General features: G+C 68.5%; 17 protein-coding genes. 7 read left to right on the top strand and 10 right to left on the bottom strand.

All coding sequences use genetic code 11. The features are described 5' to 3' along the window. Positions 1-62: 62 nt before the first annotated feature. From C8K36_RS11700 to C8K36_RS11680, 5 genes are read right to left on the bottom strand one after another with little or no spacing between them, the layout of a single operon-like run. Positions 63-1,199 (bottom strand): acyl-CoA dehydrogenase family protein, encoded by a 1,137-nt coding sequence (locus C8K36_RS11700; protein WP_258195381.1) that lies wholly within the window; start codon positions 1,197-1,199, stop codon positions 63-65. Further along, on the bottom strand, positions 1,196-2,182 hold the full coding sequence (locus C8K36_RS11695; protein ID WP_107984641.1) for an acyl-CoA dehydrogenase family protein: 987 nt from the start codon (positions 2,180-2,182) through the stop codon (positions 1,196-1,198). The genes C8K36_RS11700 and C8K36_RS11695 overlap by 4 nt, the downstream gene beginning before the upstream one ends. Continuing rightward, complete coding sequence (locus C8K36_RS11690) at positions 2,179-3,318, bottom strand: acyl-CoA dehydrogenase family protein (RefSeq protein ID WP_107984640.1); 1,140 nt, start codon at positions 3,316-3,318, stop codon at positions 2,179-2,181. Before C8K36_RS11690 ends, C8K36_RS11695 begins: the two co-directional genes overlap by 4 nt. Beyond that, positions 3,318-4,199 carry an enoyl-CoA hydratase gene (locus C8K36_RS11685; protein WP_107984639.1) on the bottom strand — a complete coding sequence of 294 codons (882 nt, stop codon included), beginning with the start codon at positions 4,197-4,199 and terminating at the stop codon, positions 3,318-3,320. The genes C8K36_RS11690 and C8K36_RS11685 overlap by 1 nt, the downstream gene beginning before the upstream one ends. Continuing rightward, positions 4,196-5,773: a FadD3 family acyl-CoA ligase gene (locus C8K36_RS11680; RefSeq protein WP_107984638.1), complete on the bottom strand. Its 1,578-nt coding sequence runs from the start codon at positions 5,771-5,773 to the stop codon at positions 4,196-4,198. Before C8K36_RS11680 ends, C8K36_RS11685 begins: the two co-directional genes overlap by 4 nt. A gap of 76 nt (positions 5,774-5,849) precedes the next feature. On the opposite strand from C8K36_RS11680, the gene C8K36_RS11675 reads away from it, so the two are divergent. The 4 genes from C8K36_RS11675 to C8K36_RS11660 all read left to right on the top strand — a co-directional run bounded on the left by C8K36_RS11675 (position 5,850) and on the right by C8K36_RS11660 (position 9,812). After that, complete coding sequence (locus C8K36_RS11675; RefSeq protein WP_107984637.1) at positions 5,850-7,061, top strand: acyl-CoA dehydrogenase family protein; 1,212 nt, start codon at positions 5,850-5,852, stop codon at positions 7,059-7,061. Beyond that, positions 7,058-7,867 carry an SDR family oxidoreductase gene (locus C8K36_RS11670; RefSeq protein ID WP_107984636.1) on the top strand — a complete coding sequence of 270 codons (810 nt, stop codon included), beginning with the start codon at positions 7,058-7,060 and terminating at the stop codon, positions 7,865-7,867. Before C8K36_RS11675 ends, C8K36_RS11670 begins: the two co-directional genes overlap by 4 nt. A gap of 147 nt (positions 7,868-8,014) precedes the next feature. Then, positions 8,015-8,638: a TetR/AcrR family transcriptional regulator gene (locus C8K36_RS11665; RefSeq protein WP_107984635.1), complete on the top strand. Its 624-nt coding sequence runs from the start codon at positions 8,015-8,017 to the stop codon at positions 8,636-8,638. Positions 8,639-8,657: 19 nt separating this feature from the next. Further along, positions 8,658-9,812 carry an acetyl-CoA C-acetyltransferase gene (locus C8K36_RS11660; RefSeq protein ID WP_107984634.1) on the top strand — a complete coding sequence of 385 codons (1,155 nt, stop codon included), beginning with the start codon at positions 8,658-8,660 and terminating at the stop codon, positions 9,810-9,812. A 65-nt stretch (positions 9,813-9,877) separates the two neighbouring features. Here C8K36_RS11660 and C8K36_RS11655 read toward each other — a convergent pair whose 3' ends face one another. Next, on the bottom strand, positions 9,878-10,462 hold the full coding sequence (locus C8K36_RS11655) for a TetR/AcrR family transcriptional regulator (protein WP_107984633.1): 585 nt from the start codon (positions 10,460-10,462) through the stop codon (positions 9,878-9,880). Positions 10,463-10,569: 107 nt separating this feature from the next. Here C8K36_RS11655 and C8K36_RS11650 point away from each other — a divergent pair, with 107 nt between their 5' ends. Next, entirely contained in the window at positions 10,570-11,535 is a 966-nt protein-coding gene (locus C8K36_RS11650) for a quinone oxidoreductase family protein (protein ID WP_107984632.1), read from the top strand. 126 nt (positions 11,536-11,661) lie between these two features. Here C8K36_RS11650 and C8K36_RS11645 read toward each other — a convergent pair whose 3' ends face one another. The 4 genes from C8K36_RS11645 to C8K36_RS11630 all read right to left on the bottom strand — a co-directional run bounded on the left by C8K36_RS11645 (position 11,662) and on the right by C8K36_RS11630 (position 16,105). Next, positions 11,662-12,579 (bottom strand): bile acid:sodium symporter family protein, encoded by a 918-nt coding sequence (locus C8K36_RS11645; RefSeq protein ID WP_107984631.1) that lies wholly within the window; start codon positions 12,577-12,579, stop codon positions 11,662-11,664. A 139-nt stretch (positions 12,580-12,718) separates the two neighbouring features. Continuing rightward, entirely contained in the window at positions 12,719-13,417 is a 699-nt protein-coding gene (locus C8K36_RS11640) for a class I SAM-dependent methyltransferase (protein WP_107984630.1), read from the bottom strand. Positions 13,418-13,516: 99 nt separating this feature from the next. After that, positions 13,517-14,623 carry an alpha/beta fold hydrolase gene (locus tag C8K36_RS11635; RefSeq protein WP_107984629.1) on the bottom strand — a complete coding sequence of 369 codons (1,107 nt, stop codon included), beginning with the start codon at positions 14,621-14,623 and terminating at the stop codon, positions 13,517-13,519. Between the two features lie 78 nt (positions 14,624-14,701). Beyond that, the gene (locus C8K36_RS11630; RefSeq protein WP_107984628.1) at positions 14,702-16,105 is read right to left on the bottom strand and encodes a cytochrome P450; all 1,404 of its coding nucleotides are present in this window, start codon (positions 16,103-16,105) and stop codon (positions 14,702-14,704) included. A gap of 103 nt (positions 16,106-16,208) precedes the next feature. On the opposite strand from C8K36_RS11630, the gene C8K36_RS11625 reads away from it, so the two are divergent. Beyond that, complete coding sequence (locus tag C8K36_RS11625) at positions 16,209-16,496, top strand: DUF2277 family protein (protein ID WP_107984806.1); 288 nt, start codon at positions 16,209-16,211, stop codon at positions 16,494-16,496. Between the two features lie 303 nt (positions 16,497-16,799). Beyond that, positions 16,800-17,978 (top strand): hypothetical protein, encoded by a 1,179-nt coding sequence (locus tag C8K36_RS11620; protein WP_107984627.1) that lies wholly within the window; start codon positions 16,800-16,802, stop codon positions 17,976-17,978. The last annotated feature ends 17 nt before the right edge of the window (positions 17,979-17,995 follow it).

Raw genomic sequence — 17,995 nt, 5'->3', positions numbered from 1 at the left:
ACCGTAGAGACGCCGAGGGCCGGCCCGGAGATTCCGGGCCGGCCCTCGCGCTGGGGACGGGGTCAGGCGGGCAGACCCGCGAGCGACTCCATCTCCGTGATGAACTCTTCCGGCTGGCCGAGCAGCTGTGCACTGCCGTGGGCGCGCTTGAAGAACAGGTGCGCGTCGTGCTCCCACGTGATCGCGATGCCGCCGTGCAGCTGGATCGAATCGCCGGTGACCGCGAGCAGCGCCTCCGAGCAGTACGCCTTTGCGACCGCCGCGTCGGCTGCCGCCGACGGCAGACCCTCGCTCAGCGAGTAGACCGCCGCGTAGGACGCCGAGCGGGCCGTCTCCACCAGGAAGTACAGCTCGGCCATCCGGTGCTTGAGCGCCTGGAAGCTGCCGATCGCACGACCGAACTGGACGCGATCCTTGCTGTAGTCCACCGTCATCTGCAGGCAGCGTGCCGCGGCACCGACCTGCTCGGCCGACAGCGCGACGATCGCGATCTGACGCACCCGCTCGAGTGCCGCGGTCGCGTCGTCGGCGGTGAGCCGGACGGCCGGGGCGGAAGTGAACTCCACCAACGACATCGGCCGCGTCAGGTCCATTGTCGGCAGCTGGCGGCGAGCGACGCCGTCGGCCGTCGGATCGACCTCGAACAAACCGAGGACGTCGTCTGTGCCTTCCAGGACTGCGGCCACGATGAGCACGTCGGCGTGTGCGCCGTCGAGCACGTAGTGCGCGGTACCGGAGACGGTGTAGCCGTCGGCGTCGTTGCCGGCCGCCGTGCACGCGACATCGTCACTGCGCCAGTGGCCCTCGGGGCCCACCCAGCACAGGGCTGCGATGGACGCACCCTCGGCGATGCCGGGCAGCAGGCGCTCGCACGCCTCGTCGTTGCCGGTCGCCAGGATCGCCTGCGCGGCCAGGACCGCGGAACCGAACATCGGCGACGGCGTGAGCGACGCGCCGAGCTCCTCGAGCACCAGGTGCTGCTCGACGACGGTGGCACCGAAGCCGCCGAACTCCTCCGGGATCGCGAGTGCCGCGACACCGACCTGCTGGCACAGCAGATCCCACAGGCCGCGGTCGAACGCCTCGCCCGACTCGAGCGTCTTGCGCAGCGCGGCCGCGTCGGCCCGCTTGCTCAGCAGCTGGGCAACGATCTTGCGGAGCTCGAGCTGCTCCTCCGAGAACACTCCGACCCCACTCACAGCGCGCTCGCAATCCGTGCGCGGTGTGCGGAGGCGGTGCCCCACGCGGACTGCAGGGCCCGCGTCTTGGTCAGCCACAGCGACAGGTCGCACTCGAGGGTGTAACCGATCGCGCCGTGGACCTGTAGCGCCTTGCGTGACGCCACGTACGCGGCGTTCGCGGCGGCGACCTTGGCGGCCGAGACGTCGCGGGCGACGGTGTCGGATCCTTCGGCGATGGAGATCGCCGCGCCGTACACCAGCGGGGTCGCCATCTCGACGGCCACGAGGGCGTCGGACATGTGGTGCTTGACGGCCTGGAAGCTACCGATGACGCGACCGAACTGCGAACGGTTCTTGGCGTACTCGGTGGCCGTCTCGATCATCGCGTGGCCGGCACCGATCAGCTGCGCCGACGCGGCCAGGGCCGCGAGGTCGTAGGCCTTCTCGGCGGCCGCGGCGACGTCCGCGCCCTGTGCCAGCGTCTCGACCGACTCGACCTCGAAGAGGCGGCGGGCCGGGTCGACCGACTCGAGCTGCGTGGTCGGGCGGACCAGCTCGAGGGTGTCGCCCGAGACCCGCAGGACCGGCTCGGCGACATCGGCGTCGAGGGCACGCGGTGTGGACGGCTCGAGCACCAACGACGCGAGGGTGCCCTCGGCGATCGCGGGCAGGAAGCGCTTGGCCAGCTGCTGATCGTTGAGCGCGGACAGCAGAGCGGGTACCGCCGCTGCCGTTTCCAAGATCGGGCCCGGCACCGCGGCGCGGCCCAGTTCGATGAACGCGACGGCCAGATCGGCCGGATGCGCGCCGATGCCGTCGAACTCCTCGGGCACGGCGAGCGCGGTCACGCCGGTCTCGGCGAGCTGCTGCAGCAGAGCCAGACCCGAGGCGGTGTCGTTCTCGCCCCACGACCGGACGACGGCCGGGGTGTTGGCGTTGGCGAGCAGGCCGCGCAGGCTGCCCGCGAAATCACGCTGCTCGGTGGACAGGGAGAATTTCATCGATCCGCCTTCGGGAGTCCGAGCATCCGCTCGGCAACGATGTTGCGCTGAATTTCGTTGGTGCCGGCGTAGATCGGGCCGGACAGCGAGAACAGGTAGCCGTCCTGCCACTTGCCGGCCAGTTCACCGTCGGCGCCCAGCAGGTCGAGGGCCGTCTCGTGGATGCGGACGTCGAGCTCGGACCAGAAGATCTTGTTGATCGAGCCCTCGACGCCGAGGGGGACACCCTCGAGCATGCGGGTGACGGTGCCCCACGTGTGCAGGCGGTACGCCTCGGCGCCGATCCACGCGTCGACGACGCGATCGCGTGCCGCGGTGTCGGTGTCGTCGGCGTTCTCCTTCCACACCTCGATCAGGCGGTTGACCGCCGAGATGAAGCGGCCGGGGCTGCGCAGCGACAGGCCGCGCTCGTTGGACGCGGTGCTCATCGCGACGCGCCAGCCGTTGTTGACCTCACCGACCACGTCGGTGTCGGGCACGAACACGTCCTCGAAGAAGATCTCCGCGAAGCCGGGTTCGCCGTCGAGCTGCGGGATCGCGCGTACGGTGACGCCGTCCTGGTTCAGCGGGAACATGAAGTACGTCAGGCCCTTGTGGCGCTGGGCCTCCGGGTCGGTGCGGAACATGCCGAAGCCCCAGTCCGCGTACACCGCGCGCGAGCTCCACGTCTTCTGCCCGTTGAGGATCCAGCCACCGTCGGTGCGTCGCGCCGTCGAGCGGATGCCGGCGAGGTCGCTGCCGGCCTCCGGCTCGGACCACGCCTGCGCCCAGATGACGTCCGCGCGGGACATGCTCGGCATGATGCGCGCGAGCTGCTCCTCGGTGCCGTGCTCGAAGAGCGTCGGCGCGAAGAGGAAGATGCCGTTCTGGCTGACACGGCCGGGGGCGCCGGCCTTGTAGTACTCCTCCTCGAAGAGGACCCACTCGATCATCGACGCGTCGCGGCCGCCGAATTCCACGGGCCACGAGACGGTCGACAGGCGGGCGTCGGCGAGCTTGTGCTCCCACTCGCGGTGGGCCTCGAAGCCCTCCGCGGTGTCCATCGACGGCAGCGGTTCCGCCGGGACGTTGGCAGCGAGCCATTCGCGCACTTCCAGCTGGAAGGCGCGGGCCTTCTCATCCAGTTCGAGATCCACTATTTCGCCTTCGCTTTCATACTGTTGACGTCCATTCCACCCAGCGAGTCCCTGCCCACTTCGGCATTGTGTGCGTGGGCAAAGTGGTGCAGGCCGAACACCGAATCCATACCGGCGCGCTGACCCATCAGGTCCTCGCACTGGTTGACTGCCTTCTTGGTGAGCGCCAGACCGAACCGCGGCATCTCCGCGACCCGCGCGGCCAGCGCGAGCGTCTCGGTCTCGAGGTCGGCGCGCGGCACCACCCGATTGACCATGCCCACCTCGTACGCGCGCTGCGCGGAGAAGCGATCGCCCGTGAAGAGGATCTCCTTCGCGAACCGCGATCCCAGCACCCACGGATGCGCGAAGTACTCGACACCCGGAACGCCCATTCGTACAACGGGATCCGCGAAGAATGCGTCGTCCGAGGCGACGATGAGGTCGCAGCACCACGCGAGCATCAGGCCACCGGCGATGCAGGCGCCGTGGATCTGGGCGATCATCGGCTTCGGGATCTCGCGCCACCGGCGGCACATGCCCAGGTAGACCTCGGTCTCGCGGGCGAAACGCTGATCACCGCCGGACTTGCCGAGATGGTCCCACCACAGGGCGGCCTTGTTCTCGTAGTGCACGTGATGGTCGCGGCCCGGCGTACCGATGTCGTGGCCGGCGCTGAAATGCTCGCCGTTGCCGGCCAGCACGATCACCTTCACGTCGTCGTCCTCGACGGCGCGCTCGAACGCGGCATCGAGGGCGTACGTCATGACGGAGTTCTGCGCGTTGCGGTAGTCGGGACGGTTGAGCGTCACGAACGCAACGTGGTCGCGCACCTCGTAGGTGACGACCTCCCCCTCGTCGGGAACACCGTCCCGATCGGAACCACCGTGGGGGACACTCATGCCTTGCCCTCCCGCAGATCGTTCTTGAGCACCTTGCCGGAGGGGTTCCGCGGCAGCGCGCCGACGACCGTCACCTCACGCGGGATCTTGAAGTTCGCCAGGCGCTCCTTGCAGAACGCGACGACATCCTCGGCGGTCACGGTGACGCCCGCCTTCGGCACGACGTAGGCACGGCCCACCTCGCCCATTCGCTCGTCCGGGATGCCGATGACAGCGGCCTCCGCGAGGGAATCCATGCGGGCGAGAGCGTTCTCGATCTCGGCCGGGTACACGTTGAAGCCGCCGGAGATGTACATGTCCTTGAGGCGGTCGGTGATGTCGAGGTAGCCGCGCTCGTCGAGCACGCCCACGTCGCCGGTGTGCAGCCAACCGTCCGCGTCGATCGTCTTCTTCGTCGACTCCGGGTCGTCGAGGTAGCCCAGCATGACGTTCTCGCCGCGCACCAGGATCTCGCCGTGCTCGCCGATCCTGACCTCCATGCCGGGGATCGCGCGGCCCGACGACGTCGACACCGTGACCGGGTCGTCGTCGGTGCGGCACATGGTCACCACGACCGCCTCGGTCTGTCCGTAGGCGGTGATGACGGCGTCGTAGCCGAGTTCGGCCTGCATGCGCTCGACGAGGACGACCGGCACCGCGGCCGCGCCGGTGATGGCGACGCGCAGGCTCGACAGGTCGTAGTCGTCGCGGGTCGGGAAGTCGAGGATCGTCTGATGGATCGTCGGGGCGCCCGGCAGCACGCTGATCTTCTCGTTCGCGATGGTCGCCATGATCGTGGGGACGTCGAAGACCGCGGCCGGAACCATCGTGGCGCCACGCAGGATGCACACCATGAGACCGGCCTTGTAGCCGAAGGTGTGGAAGAACGGGTTGATGACCAGGTAGCGGTCATTGCTGTCGACCTCGGCGCAGTCCGCCCACGCGTCGGCGATGCCGACGGTCTGACGGTGCGCCGTCATGACGCCCTTGCTCTTGCCGGTGGTGCCGGACGTGAACAGGATGTCGGCGACGTCGTCGGGGGAGACGGCGCGGGCACGGGCGTCGGCCTCCTCGGCGGAGATCGGCTCGGCGGCCGCAGCGAGCTGATCCCACTCGAGGATCTCGCCGCCCGGGAACTCGGTGGTCGGGGCGCCGGCCGCGGGGTCGTCCGACGGCGTGCGCAGCACGAGCTGCAGCGTCGGGATGCCCTCGGGCCCGGCCGCCTTCAGGACGTCCGCGAGGCGATCGTTCTTGAGGAAGCGATCCGGGACGACCAGGACCTTGGCCTGGGTGCGCTCGAGCAGATCGAGGGCCTCGTGACCGGTGTAGCGGGTGCTGATCGGCACGAGCGTCGCGCCGGCGTACTGCGCGGCGAGGAACGCCTCGATCCAGTGGTGGGTGTTGGGCGCCCAGACCGCAACGCGGTCGCCTGCTTCGACACCCTTGGCCATCAACGCCCGGGCTGCGAGGCGCACGCGCTCCAGCAGTTCGGTGTAAGTGGTCCGGTCGGATCCGTCCGCTACAGCCTCGTTCGATCCGAATTGCTCAGCGGCGCGCCACAGCGCAGCCGGGGTCGTCCGGGGCTCGGTGGTCACATTCGTGCTCACAATCTCTCCTCAACGAGGCAGAACCTCTATACAAAGCAAGTGCTTGGTAGGGTACCGTATCGCTGTGGACGTTAGCCAGGGTATTGAGACCAGCGAGAAGACAGCCGCTGACGAGGCCTTTGCGCGGGAAATTCGTGATTGGCTCGAAGAGAACCTCTCCGGGAAGTTTGCCTCGCTGAAGGGCCTGGGCGGGCCGGGACGTGAACACGAGGCGTTCGAGGAACGCCTCGAGTGGGATCGTCACTTGGCCGCCGCCGGCTGGACCTGCCTCGGGTGGCCGAAGGAGTACGGCGGACGCGAGGCGACGCTGAGCCAGCAGATCATCTTCCATCAGGAATACGCGCGCGCCGATGCACCCGCCCGCGTGAGCCATATCGGTGAGGAGCTGCTCGGCCCGACGCTCATCGCGTTCGGCACCGAGGAGCAGAAGCAGCGCTTCCTGCCGGGGATCAAGACGGTCACCGAGCTGTGGTGCCAGGGCTACTCCGAGCCCGGCGCCGGTTCCGACCTCGCGAACGTGTCGACCACCGCGCGCCTCGACGGCGACCAGTGGACGGTCAACGGTCAGAAGGTGTGGACGTCGCTCGCGCACCTGTCCGACTGGTGCTTCGTCGTCGCCCGCACCGAGCCGGGATCGTCGCGCCACAAGGGCCTGTCGTACCTGCTGGTTCCCATGAACCAGGAGGGTGTCGAGGTTCGCCCGATCATCCAGCTCACCGGCACCTCCGAATTCAACGAAGTGTTCTTCGACGATGCGCGCACCGATGCGGACCTCGTCGTCGGCGGCGAGGGCAACGGCTGGGGCGTCGCCATGGGCACGCTCACGTTCGAGCGGGGTGTCTCCACGCTCGGGCAGCAGATCGGCTTCGCCCGTGAGCTCGAGTCGATCGTCGAACTGGCCGAGCGCAACGGCGCCGCGAAGGATCCGGCGATCCGCAACAAGATCTCCCGCGCCTGGATGAGCCTGCAGGTCATCCGCGCTCACGCGCTGCGCACACTCGCGAGCGTCGACGCGAGCGCCAACGGTGGCGAGGCGTCCGTCGCGAAGCTGCTGTGGGCCAACTGGCATCGCGGCCTCGGCGAACTCGCCATGGAGGTCCAGGGTGCGGCCTCGCTCGTCGGTGTCGAGAACACCGAGCCGGGCGAAGAGCTCAACGACCTCCAGCGTCTGTGGCTGTTCACGCGCGCCGACACCATCTACGGCGGATCGAACGAGATCCAGCGCAACATCATCGCCGAGCGCGTGCTCGGCCTTCCCCGAGAGGCACGCCCGTGACCGCCACCATCAAGTCCCCCCTCGCTGTCGCCCCCGTCGAGATCGAGGGCCACAACCTGTTGAAGGGCAAGAAGGTCGTCGTGACGGCCGCAGCCGGCACCGGCATCGGATTCGCCACCGCGCGCCGCGCGCTACTCGAGGGTGCCGACGTCCTGGTCTCGGACTTCCACGAGCGTCGTCTCGGTGAGACGGTCGAGAAGCTGGCGGCCGAGTTCGGCAGCCAGCAGATCGAGTCGTTCGTGTGCGACGTCTCGAGCACCGAGCAGGTCGACGCCCTCATCGTCGGCGCCGCCGAGAAGCTGGGCCGCATCGACGTTCTCGTCAACAACGCCGGGCTGGGTGGCGAGACCCCCGTCGTCGACATGACCGACGACCAGTGGGATCGCGTCCTCGACATCACGCTGACGAGCACGTTCCGTGCCACCCGCGCGGCGCTGCGCTACTTCAAGTCCGTCGACCACAACGGCGTGTTGGTGAACAACGCGTCGGTCCTCGGCTGGCGTGCGCAGCACTCGCAGGCGCACTACGCCGCCGCCAAGGCCGGCGTCATGGCGCTCACCCGCTGCTCGGCGATCGAGGCCGCCGAGTACGGCGTCCGCATCAACGCCGTCGCGCCGTCCATCGCGCGCCACGCGTTCCTGGCGAAGGTCACCAGTGAGGAACTGCTGGACCAGCTGGCGTCGTCCGAGGCCTTCGGCCGCGCCGCCGAGGTATGGGAGATCGCCGCGACCATCGCGATGCTGGCGAGCGACTACACCACCTACCTCACCGGCGAGATCGTCTCGATCTCGAGCCAGCGCGCGTAGGCACTCGTTCGTGAACGTCGTGGTGGCCGAATGTCACATCGGTGCAGTTGAACTGAACCGATGTGACATTCGGCCGCTGCGGAAAAGTGCCCACTGGGCGAAATGCGGCGATACCCTAGCAATCGCTTGGTTGGTAGGATGTCTCGCATGACTCCACCCCGAGGCGCCGACGAGTCTTCGAACAAGTCCGGGCGTCGCGCCGAGCTCCTCGAACTCGCCGCCGGCCTGTTCGCCGAACGTGGTCTGCGGGCCACCACCGTGCGCGACATCGCCGACGCGGCGGGCATCCTGTCCGGCAGTCTCTACCACCACTTCGACTCCAAGGAGTCGATGGTCGACGAGATCCTGCGCGGCTTCCAGGACGACCTGTTCGGACGCTATCGCGAGATCGTGGGCGCGGGCATGGGCTCTCGCGAGACCTTCGAGGGCCTCGTGGTCGCGTCGTTCGAGGCCATCGACGCCTCGCACAGCGCCGTCGCGATCTACCAGGACGAGGTCAAGCACCTCGCCACCAACGAGCGGTTCGCGTACCTGGCCGAGCGTAGCCAGGAGTTCCGCGACCTGTGGGTCGGGGTGCTCGAGGCCGGCGTCGCCGACGGCAGCTTCCGCAAGGATCTCGACATCGAGATCGTCTTCCGCTTCATGCGCGACACGGTCTGGGTGGCCGTGCGCTGGTACCGGCCGGGTGGCCCGATGACCGCCGAGGCTGTCGCCAAGCAGTACCTCTCCATCGTTCTCGACGGGCTTGCCAGCCCCGACTCCCACAAGTAATCCGAATCCAGGAGCTGTTATGCCCGAGGTTTACATCGTCGACGCGATCCGCACCGCGATCGGTAAGAAGAACGGCAGCCTGGCGCCCGTTCACCCGATCGACCTGGGCGCGCACGTTATCAAGGCAGTCGTGGAGCGCACCGGCATCGACCCGGCCGACGTCGACGACGTCATCTTCGGTTGCGTCGACGCGATCGGTGGCCAGGCCGGCAACATCGCGCGCCTGTCGTGGCTGGCCGCAGGCCTGCCGCAGCACGTGCCCGGCGTGACCGTCGACCGCCAGTGCGGCTCGAGCCAGCAGGCCATCCAGTTCGGCGCGCAGGCGATCCTCGCGGGCACCGCCGACATGATCGTCGCCGGCGGCGTGCAGAACATGAGCCAGATCCCGATCTCGGCCGCCATGATCGTCGGCGACCAGTACGGCTTCAGCACCCCCACCGCCGAGTCCAAGGGCTGGACCGAGCGCTACGGCAACGAGGAGGTGTCGCAGTTCCGCGGCGCCGAGATGATCGCCGACAAGTGGGACATCAGCCGCGAGGACCTCGAGAAGTGGGCTCTGCAGAGCCACGAGCGCGCCAAGGCTGCGATCGCCGAGGGCCGCTTCGAGAACGAGATCGTCGCGTTCGACGAGTTCAAGACCGACGAGGGCCCGCGTGAGACCAGCCTCGAGAAGATGGCGAGCCTCAACGTGCTGGTCGAGGGTGGCCGCCTGACCGCCGCCGTCGCCAGCCAGATCTCCGACGGCGCCAGCGCGCTGCTGCTCGCGTCGGAAGAGGCCGTCGAGAAGCACGGACTCAAGCCCCGCGCGCGCATCCACCACATGAGCGCCCGCGGCGACGACCCGATCTTCATGCTGAGCGCGCCGATCCCGGCCACCCAGCACGCGCTGGAGAAGACCGGTCTGACCCTCGACGACATCGACCTGATCGAGATCAACGAGGCCTTCGCGCCCGTCGTCCTCGCGTGGATCAAGGAGCTGGGCGCCGACCCGGCCAAGGTCAACGTCAACGGTGGCGCCATCGCCCTCGGCCACCCGTTGGGCGCGACCGGCACCAAGCTGATGGCGACGCTGCTCAACGAGCTCGAGCGCACCGGCGGCCGCTACGGTCTGCTCACCATCTGCGAGGGTGGCGGCACCGCGAACGTCACGATCATCGAGCGCATCCAGGACTAGTCCTCACCGCTCGCGAATGCCCTCCCGGTTCGATTCCGAACCGGGAGGGCATTTTTCGTCTCTCGTTACAGTGACCGAGTCACATCTCCGACGATCGCCCGAGTCACGGTCTCGATCGAGTCGACGATCCGTTCGGCGCGCTCTCCGCCCGCAGCCAGCGGCCGCGCCGCGCCGGCGACCATTCCGAGCAGCAGCACGGCGGCCCCGTCCGGGTCCATGTCGGGCCGGACTTCGGTGATCAACGCGCTCAGGTGGTCGTACCAGAAGCGGTGCAGCTCGTCGGCGCGCTCGTCCGGCGCCCCCGCGTCGTACGCGGCGATGAGTGCGGGGCGATCGACGATCAGGTGTGCGAAGGCGAGCAGGAAGGCGACGAGTCGCTCGCCCGCGGGCGCGCCGGGGCCGAGCGGCGGTGGCGCGTCGAGGACCGCCTCGCGCAGCGCGTTCGCATGCTCGAACACGACTGCCCGCACCAATTCGTTGCGGTTGCCGAAGCGGTGGAACACCGTCGCCTTTCCGACGCCGGCCTCCGCCGCGATCTGTTCGATGGACACGTGGTCCGGCCCGTGCTCGGTGAACAGGCGCTCCGCAGCGGCGAGGATCGCGCGCCGGTTTCGGGCGGCGTCGGCGCGTTCCGGTCGTGCCTCGGGCATCGAATCTCCTGGGGGTGTTGCGTATCGGTGACCGAATATATCTTGACCGCCGGTCCAGATCCCTGCATGCTCTAACTGAACCGACGGTCCAGTTAAGGGGAGATGTGATGCGTGGAATCGTGTGGACACAGCCAGGTGCGCCGGAGGTGCTGGCGGCGCGTGAGATTGCGGACGTGCACGCCGCCGCGGGGCAGGTGCGGGTGCGTGCGGAGGCAAGCCCGGTGCTGTGGATCGAGACGCGGATGCGATCGGGGGCAGCGCCCTCGCCCGGTTCGTCGCCGATGGTCTTCGGCTCCCAGGCGGTGGGGGTGGTCGACGAGGTGGGCGACGGCGTCGATCCGCGCCTGATCGGTACCCGCGTTGCGGTGAGTGGCGTCGCGATCGGTGCGCACGCCGAGTTCGTATGCGCCGCCGCCCAGCAGTGCGTGGCGGTGCCGGACGCGATCGGCGCGGTGGAGGCCGCGGCGGTGCTCACCGGCGCCCCGGTCGCGCTCGCGCTACTGGAACGGGCCGGCGATCTACGCGATGCAACCGTCCTGGTCGAGGCGGCGGGCAGCGGGATCGGCGCGTACCTGACGCAACTGCTGCGCGGGCGGGTGGGTCGTGTCGTGGCGACCGCGGGCAGCGACGAAAGCCGCACCCGTGCCGAATTATTCGGTGCGGATATCGTGCTCGATCATGCCGATCTCGATCGGCCGGGCGCGCTCGAGGCCGCGGCGGGAGGCCACACGATCGACGTGGCGTTCGACTCGATCGGGGGGTCGGCGGCGCGGCACGTGCTCGGCTCGCTGACGCCCCTGCACGGACGGCTGTTGTCGTACGGCATGCTCTCCGGACAGGCCCCCGACATCGCCGCGGCGGACCTCTACGCCGGCGGGTACACCGTCACGGCCTGCGCCGGGCCGGCCTGGCTCGAGCGTGTCGCCGAGCTTCGTGCGACGGCCCTCGACCGGATCGTGGACGGCACGATCAGTCCGGTGATCGACTCGACGATGTCGCTCGGCGCGGTCGCCGCAGCGCACCGCCGCGTCGACGAACGTGCGACCCGCGGAACGATCGTGCTCGTGCCCTAGTTCCGGCTCGGGTTCGTCGTCTGGCTCTTCCCGCCCCCGCGTTTTGCGCACTTTTCGCGCGTCAGGCGCCCGGCAGGGCGCGCCAAGTGCGCAAAACGCGGATTTGGAGAGGAAGGGGAACGGGTGTCAGCTGCTTTCGGCTGTCCGTTCCGATCGGTCCGGGGCCGGGGCGTCCGTCGCCTCGGTTTGCGGGCCTCGGCTGATCAGCCAGCCGACGGCCGCCGCGAGCGGGAACATCACGACGCCGTAGACGGCGGCGGGGATCGCAATGTCGACGCTGTCGAGAACGCTGATGGAGATCGCGATCGCCAGCGTGCTGTTGTGGACGCCGATCTCCATCGAACATGCGATGGACTGACGCTGTCCGGCGCCGAGGGCCTTCGGAATCCAGTAGCCCACAGCGAGACTCGCGACGCAGAAGAGTGCAGTGATGGCGCCGACGTCGGCGAGGTAGCTGCCCACGTTCTCGCGTTCGGCGACGATGGTGCCGACGATGACGAGAACCAGCACGACCGCAGACGCGATGCGGACGGGCTTGTCCATGCGGCGCGCGAAGTCGGCGCGATTCGCCCGAACCAGCATGCCGATCGCGACGGGGATCAGCACGATCGCGAACACCTGCAGGATCTTGCCGAACTGCAGGCCCATCGAGGTGCCCGTCTCGGCGGGATCGAAGTAGCCGATCGCGAAGTTTGTGACGATCGGCAGTGTGATCACGGCGATCACCGAATTGACTGCGGTGAGAGTGATGTTGAGGGCGACGTCGCCGCGGTAGAGGTGGCTGAACAGATTCGCGGTCGTGCCGCCGGGGGAGGCGGCGAGAACCATCATGCCGACTGCGAGCAACGCGGGCAGGTCGAACAGCAGCACCAGACCGAAGGCGATGGCGGGCAGGATCAGCAGCTGGCACGCCAGCGCGATCGTCACGACGCGGGGATGTTTTGCGACGCGGGCGAAGTCAGCGGTCGTCAGCGACAGGCCGAGTCCGAACATGATGATCGCGAGCGCGGCCGGCAGGGCCACTGTGGCCAGGGGAGAGTCCATGTCGTTCGCCGTTCTCGTGTGCGGATGTGACGCGAACGGTAACGACAGTCTGGTGCACGAGTGGGCGGAATGCCCGAATAGATGCTGGCGGAATCGGTCTCGGCGCCGGCACCACGATGGAGTCGGCGCCGAGTGTCCGTCAGTTGCGGTTGCGAGCCACGCCGGCGATCTGAGAGTTCACCGGCACGAAGGGTGAACGCAGCCGGTAGGTCTCGACGGTCGTCTCGGCAAATCCGACGGCCTCGATGACCGCCTGCAGGTCTCGTTCGCACGAGCAGCCTTCGAAGGTCCAACTCCATGGCCGTCGCACAGCCCGCTGCAGGCGGCGGAGCGCCGTGCCGTCAGGAGCGGCAACGTGTTCCAGGAAGGCGTATTGCCCGCCGGGGCGCAGAATGCGGTGGACTTCGGACAGGACGGCGACGGGATCGGTCACGGTGCAGAGCAGGAGGCTGGATATCACCGCGTCCACCGACTCGTCGGGCAGATCGATCCGCTCTGCACTGGTGGTGTGCAGTTCGAGATCGATATGGGCGCGTGCGGCTCGTGCGCGCAGGCGATCATGCATCGCCGGGTTCGGTTCGACGGCGATCAGCCGGGTGCCGGCGCGGAGGTAGCGCAGGTTGGCGCCCACGCCGGGCCCCAACTCGACGACGGTGGCTGGAAGGCTGCCGAAGAGGGATTGCTTGTGCGGACGCAGCAGGCGATCAAGGTACCGGTCGAGCGCAGTGAAGAACAGTGCGTTGAACGGCCCGCGCAGCGGATGAGGTCGGAACTGGTCGGGCAGTGTCGGTGCAGACTCCCTCGGCTCGAGGGACAAAACGTCGTGTCGGGCATTCATCGCTGACATTCCTTTCGGGATTCGCGGTCGGTCGAACTGACTACGAGCCTGGCGGAGCAGCGCAGCGAGGGATAGGCGGGAATCACCCCTGCCGGTACCTCAATCCGGTACCTCATCCGGTACCACCGAGTCGGTCGCCGAGGAGACGTGGCGGGCCCACCAGGCGGCGACCTGGGCGCGGGACGTGAACCCGAGCCTCAGACGGATGCGCTCGACGTGTCCCTCGGCGGAGCGCTCCTCGATGCCCAACCGCTGGGCGATCTGCCGGTTGGTCATGCCCTCGGCGACGAGCGCCGCCACCTCCAGTTGCCGGGCGGTCAACTCGCCCGAGGGCGAGGTCGACGGTTCCGAAGACGGCGTGGCGTGGCCCTCGCCCAGGAATTCGAGGATCGCTCGGACGACGGCGGACGCGTCGCCCACATGCGGGAAATGGCTGCTGCCGGGCAGCGAAACCAGCCGCGCTCCGGGGATGTGTGCGGCCAGCTCCCGGCCCGCGCGGTAGGGCATCGCCCGGTCTTCGCGACGGTGCACCACCAGCGTCGGGGCGGTGACGCGTGCAAGTAGATCGGTCACGTCGGTCTCGTAGCACTGGGCGAGCAGGCCGACGGCGAGATCGGGTGACGCAGCCTCCTGCTGCAGGCGGGCGAAGAGCGCCTTGGTCGTTGCGTTGCCGTCCGGAAGGAAGACGTCGGACAGCAGTTCGGACCCCAAGCCCCAGTGAGCCCGGACCAGGCCCAGCATCGCGGTGCGGACCTCCGGCGTGGCGATCTGCGAGCCGTCGGCGTAACCGCCGTACAGGATCAGCCGGCCCACGCGCTGTGGAAACCGCGCTGCGAAAGCGGCCGACACCGGCGCGCCGAGGGAGATGCCCAGCAGGTCGACACTCTCCAGGTCCAGGTGATCGGCAAGGGCCTCGAGGATCACCAGATCGGTGTCCAGCCCTTGCGCACCCGGCCAGGGGTCGGAGAGCCCGCAGCCGGGGCGGTCGTATTGCACAACCATCCGAATCGCCGACAGCGGAGCGAAGAAGGCGCGGTAGGCCGGGTCCTGCCACAGCAGTTCCAGATGGCTGATCCACGCCGCGGGTACCAACAGCGCTTTTCCCTGTCCCGTGCAGGCGTAGGCGACCCGCGCGCCGGTCGGCGTCGTGCAGAAACGGACCGGGCGGTGCGGCTCGAGTGCCTCCCGCGACGACGGTTGGCCCATGTGGGCCTCCAGCCATTGATGTCTACGCCGACACCATCATGCCCGAAGATATGGCGGTACGGCGTGCGGTGACGTGGTTCATTCGAGGCGACGCGGGCGGAGCGACAACCGGAAGTCGACCGGCATCAGCGTCAGCCGCTCATGGACGCACAGCTGATAATCGGGATCGGCCGAGAAGTCGTAGCGGCGCAGGACCGTGCCCAGCACGAGGACGGCCTCGTGGATCGCGAACTGTCTTCCGATGCAGGCTCGTTCGCCGGTGCCGAACGGTTTGTAGATATGCGGAGCCCGGCCGCGGACGTGCTCGGGGGCGAAGCGGTCCGGGTCGAACCGCTCGGGATCGTCGCCCCACGCCGGGTCGCGGTGCAGGGAGGGGATGAGGACGAGCACCCACTCGCCGGCCTTCATCGGATACCGACCCGCGAGAACGGTGTCCGTGCGGGCCTCGCGCGCGTAGGCGGGAGCCGTGGGCCACAGGCGCAGCGTCTCGTCGAGGACCCGTCGGACGTAACGCAGCTTGGCGACCTTCTCGAACGTCGGAGCCTCATCGCCCCACACCGCGTCGACCTCGGCGCGCGCCTGGGCGAGCACATCCGGATTGCGGGACAGGTAATGCAGCGCGAAAGACAATGCACCGGAGGTGGTTTCGTGTCCGGCGACGAGGAACGTCACCACCTGGTTGCGGACGTTGACCTCGTCGAGGCGGTTCGGATCGTTCTCGCGGGCGGCGCGGAGCATGATATCGAGAAGGTCCTCGGGGCCGGACCCGAGGCTGTCGCGGCGCTGCCGGATCACCTCGTCCACCACCTCCGCCAGATAGGCGGTATCGGCGACGTTCTGTATGTCCGACTTCCGGTAGAGAAGCCTCCCGAGACCCGGCACGTTGCGGAAGGTGCGTCGCTGCGCGTGCGTCAGGGCGCGGACCATCGCCTCCACGAACGGATGTGGCTGACCCCGGCGGAACGAGTCGAAGGAGTAGCTGAAGCCGGCGCGTCCGATCGTCTCGAGCGTCAGCTTCGTCATGTCCGACGACACATCCACCGGTGCGCTGCCGACGTGGCCGTCCCAGTGGTCGGTGAGCTCACCGGCAACCCGGACCATGATGTCGTGGTACGAGCGCATCGCCGACTGTGTGAACGCGGGCCGCAGCAGATTGTGTGCGCGCGCCCAATTCGGTTCCTCGTTGTAGGCGGTGAACAGTCCGTCGCCGCCGATACCGCGCAATTCCGCGATCCCCGGGGCCACGTTCTTGGCGAAACGCGACTCGTCGGACAGCTCGGCGACCATGTCGGCGCCGGACACGAAGACGAACCGATGGCCCAGCGCGTTGCGCTCGAAGATCGGCCCCAGTTGCCGGCCGAGCCGCATCGAGTCCTGCACCGGGGTGTGCAGCGAGACGCCCAGGACGTCGCCGAGCAGGGGCAGACGTCGTGGCGGATGCGGGATGGCAGCTGTCTCGGTCAGGTTCTCTACGACGTGCATCGTGCCCCCGCGGTCGCTGTCCGGTGTCTGATACCGAAAGTACGCGGTAATCAGGATGCGGAACAGCCTTTCGCCCGAGCCGATGCGGGGCTACCGTTCGGGCATGTGCCGAAACATCACCGAGTTGCGTGGGTTGGAACCGGCAGCCACCGCCGAGGAGATCGAGGCCGCTGCGCGGCAATACATCCGGAAGGTCAGCGGCGTCCACAAGGTGTCCGACACCAACCACGACGCGTTCGAGAAGGCCGTCGAGCAGGTCACGGCCACCACGATGGAACTGCTCGCTGCCCTGCCGCCGCGTCGGCAGCCGCCCAGGACGGTCCCGCCGCTGCGCCGCCCCGAGGTGCGGGCGCGAATGGCTGCGGCGAAGGGCGCGGCCTCCGGTTCGTGACGTGAGGGGCGCGCGGACGTAGGCGGGCTCTGCTGCTAATCTGCGCTCTGCACTACACCGACCGGGGGAATCGAGTCGGCGGGGGACGTTTTCGTGATGGGGGCGGCAGGGATGCCGAGGGGGATGAGCGGGCATTCGTATGCCCGCGTTCGAGCTGTGCCGGGCCGTGCTCGCCCGCACACGCCGGCATTCCGGGCATTCCTGACCGGGCATCGGCGTTCATCGTCTCCGCTGACACGCGGCTCCTCCGGTGCTGAACAGAGCGACGGCTCAGTCTCGAATCACCAATGGGGGGATCTTTCGATGGGTAAGCACCGTAAGAGCAGGGTCAGCACGCTCGCCAAGATGGCGTTGGTTCCGTCCGCCGCAGCCGCGGTGGTCGTGGCAGCGTCGGGGGCGGCGTCCGCCGTGCCGAACGAACTCCCCTCCCAGGGCGGTGTGACGACGGCGCCTCCCACACAGGGTGGCGTCACCGCGACGCCCCGGACCCAGGGCGGGGTCACCTCCACGCCCACCACTCAGGGTGGCGTGACAGCGGCACCGGCGCAGCCCGAGCCGGTGTACTGGGTGGCGCCGCCTGCGCAGTACGAGGACGTCGAGTACCAGCCGCTCGAGAACTACGACTACGGCACCAACACGTATGACGCGCCCGACGACTACTACGTGGCACCCTTCCGGGTCGAGGAACTGCACCTGCCCACGTACGTCGAGCCCACGGCGCCCATCATCGCGCCGCGCGAGACCCTCCGCCTCGGCACCTACCATGTGGCGCAGCCCAACTGGATCACCGATGGCGACCTCGCGCGCACCAACAACACCTCCGCCGTCATCGAGGCCGAGGTGTCGACGTTCTGGCGGTCGCTGGGTGTCGAGACGACTCGCGCGAATCGACTCGCAGCGGCGCAGATCGGTGGTGGCGCCGCGGGTGCGATCGGGACGGGCGTCGCCGGCGCGCTCATCGGCGGGACGATCGGCGGCAGTATCGGTGCGGGAATGTGGGGTGGACGGGACCTCGCGATTCCCGGTGGACAGGTTGTCTTCGTCACCAACGGCACTATCGGAACAGCGATCGGTGCTGTCGTCGGCGGAGTGATCGGTGCCGTGCCCGGAGCAGTCACGGGAGTTGTTGCCGGCACCACTGTCGGCGCCGGCGACCTCGGCGAGCCGCAGGAACTCCCCGCCGAGGTGCGTAGCTACTTCAACGACGTCGACAAGCCCGCGGTCACCACCCAGACGAAGGACGCCCTCGCACAGTGGGAGACCAACCCGGTCGGTGGCGCGGCCACGTCGGCAGTGCGGGACATCGTGAATGCTGCGCCCGGAATCGACCGTCAGGCACGTGATTTCGTGGCGGCACAGCCCGGCGGCGGGCAGTTGCTCGGACAGATCGACGCCAGGCTTACCGGATTCGTCCAGGAATCCTCCCTGGGCGTCGCCGCGAACATGATCGGCGAGGCCGTCGGCGCCGGCGTCCAGGCTTGAGACCCGGGTGGGGCGGG

The organism is Rhodococcus sp. OK519 (assembly GCF_003051005.1).
Taxonomy (GTDB): Bacteria; Actinomycetota; Actinomycetes; order Mycobacteriales; family Mycobacteriaceae; genus Prescottella.
This window is presented reverse-complemented; position numbering and strand designations above follow the sequence as displayed.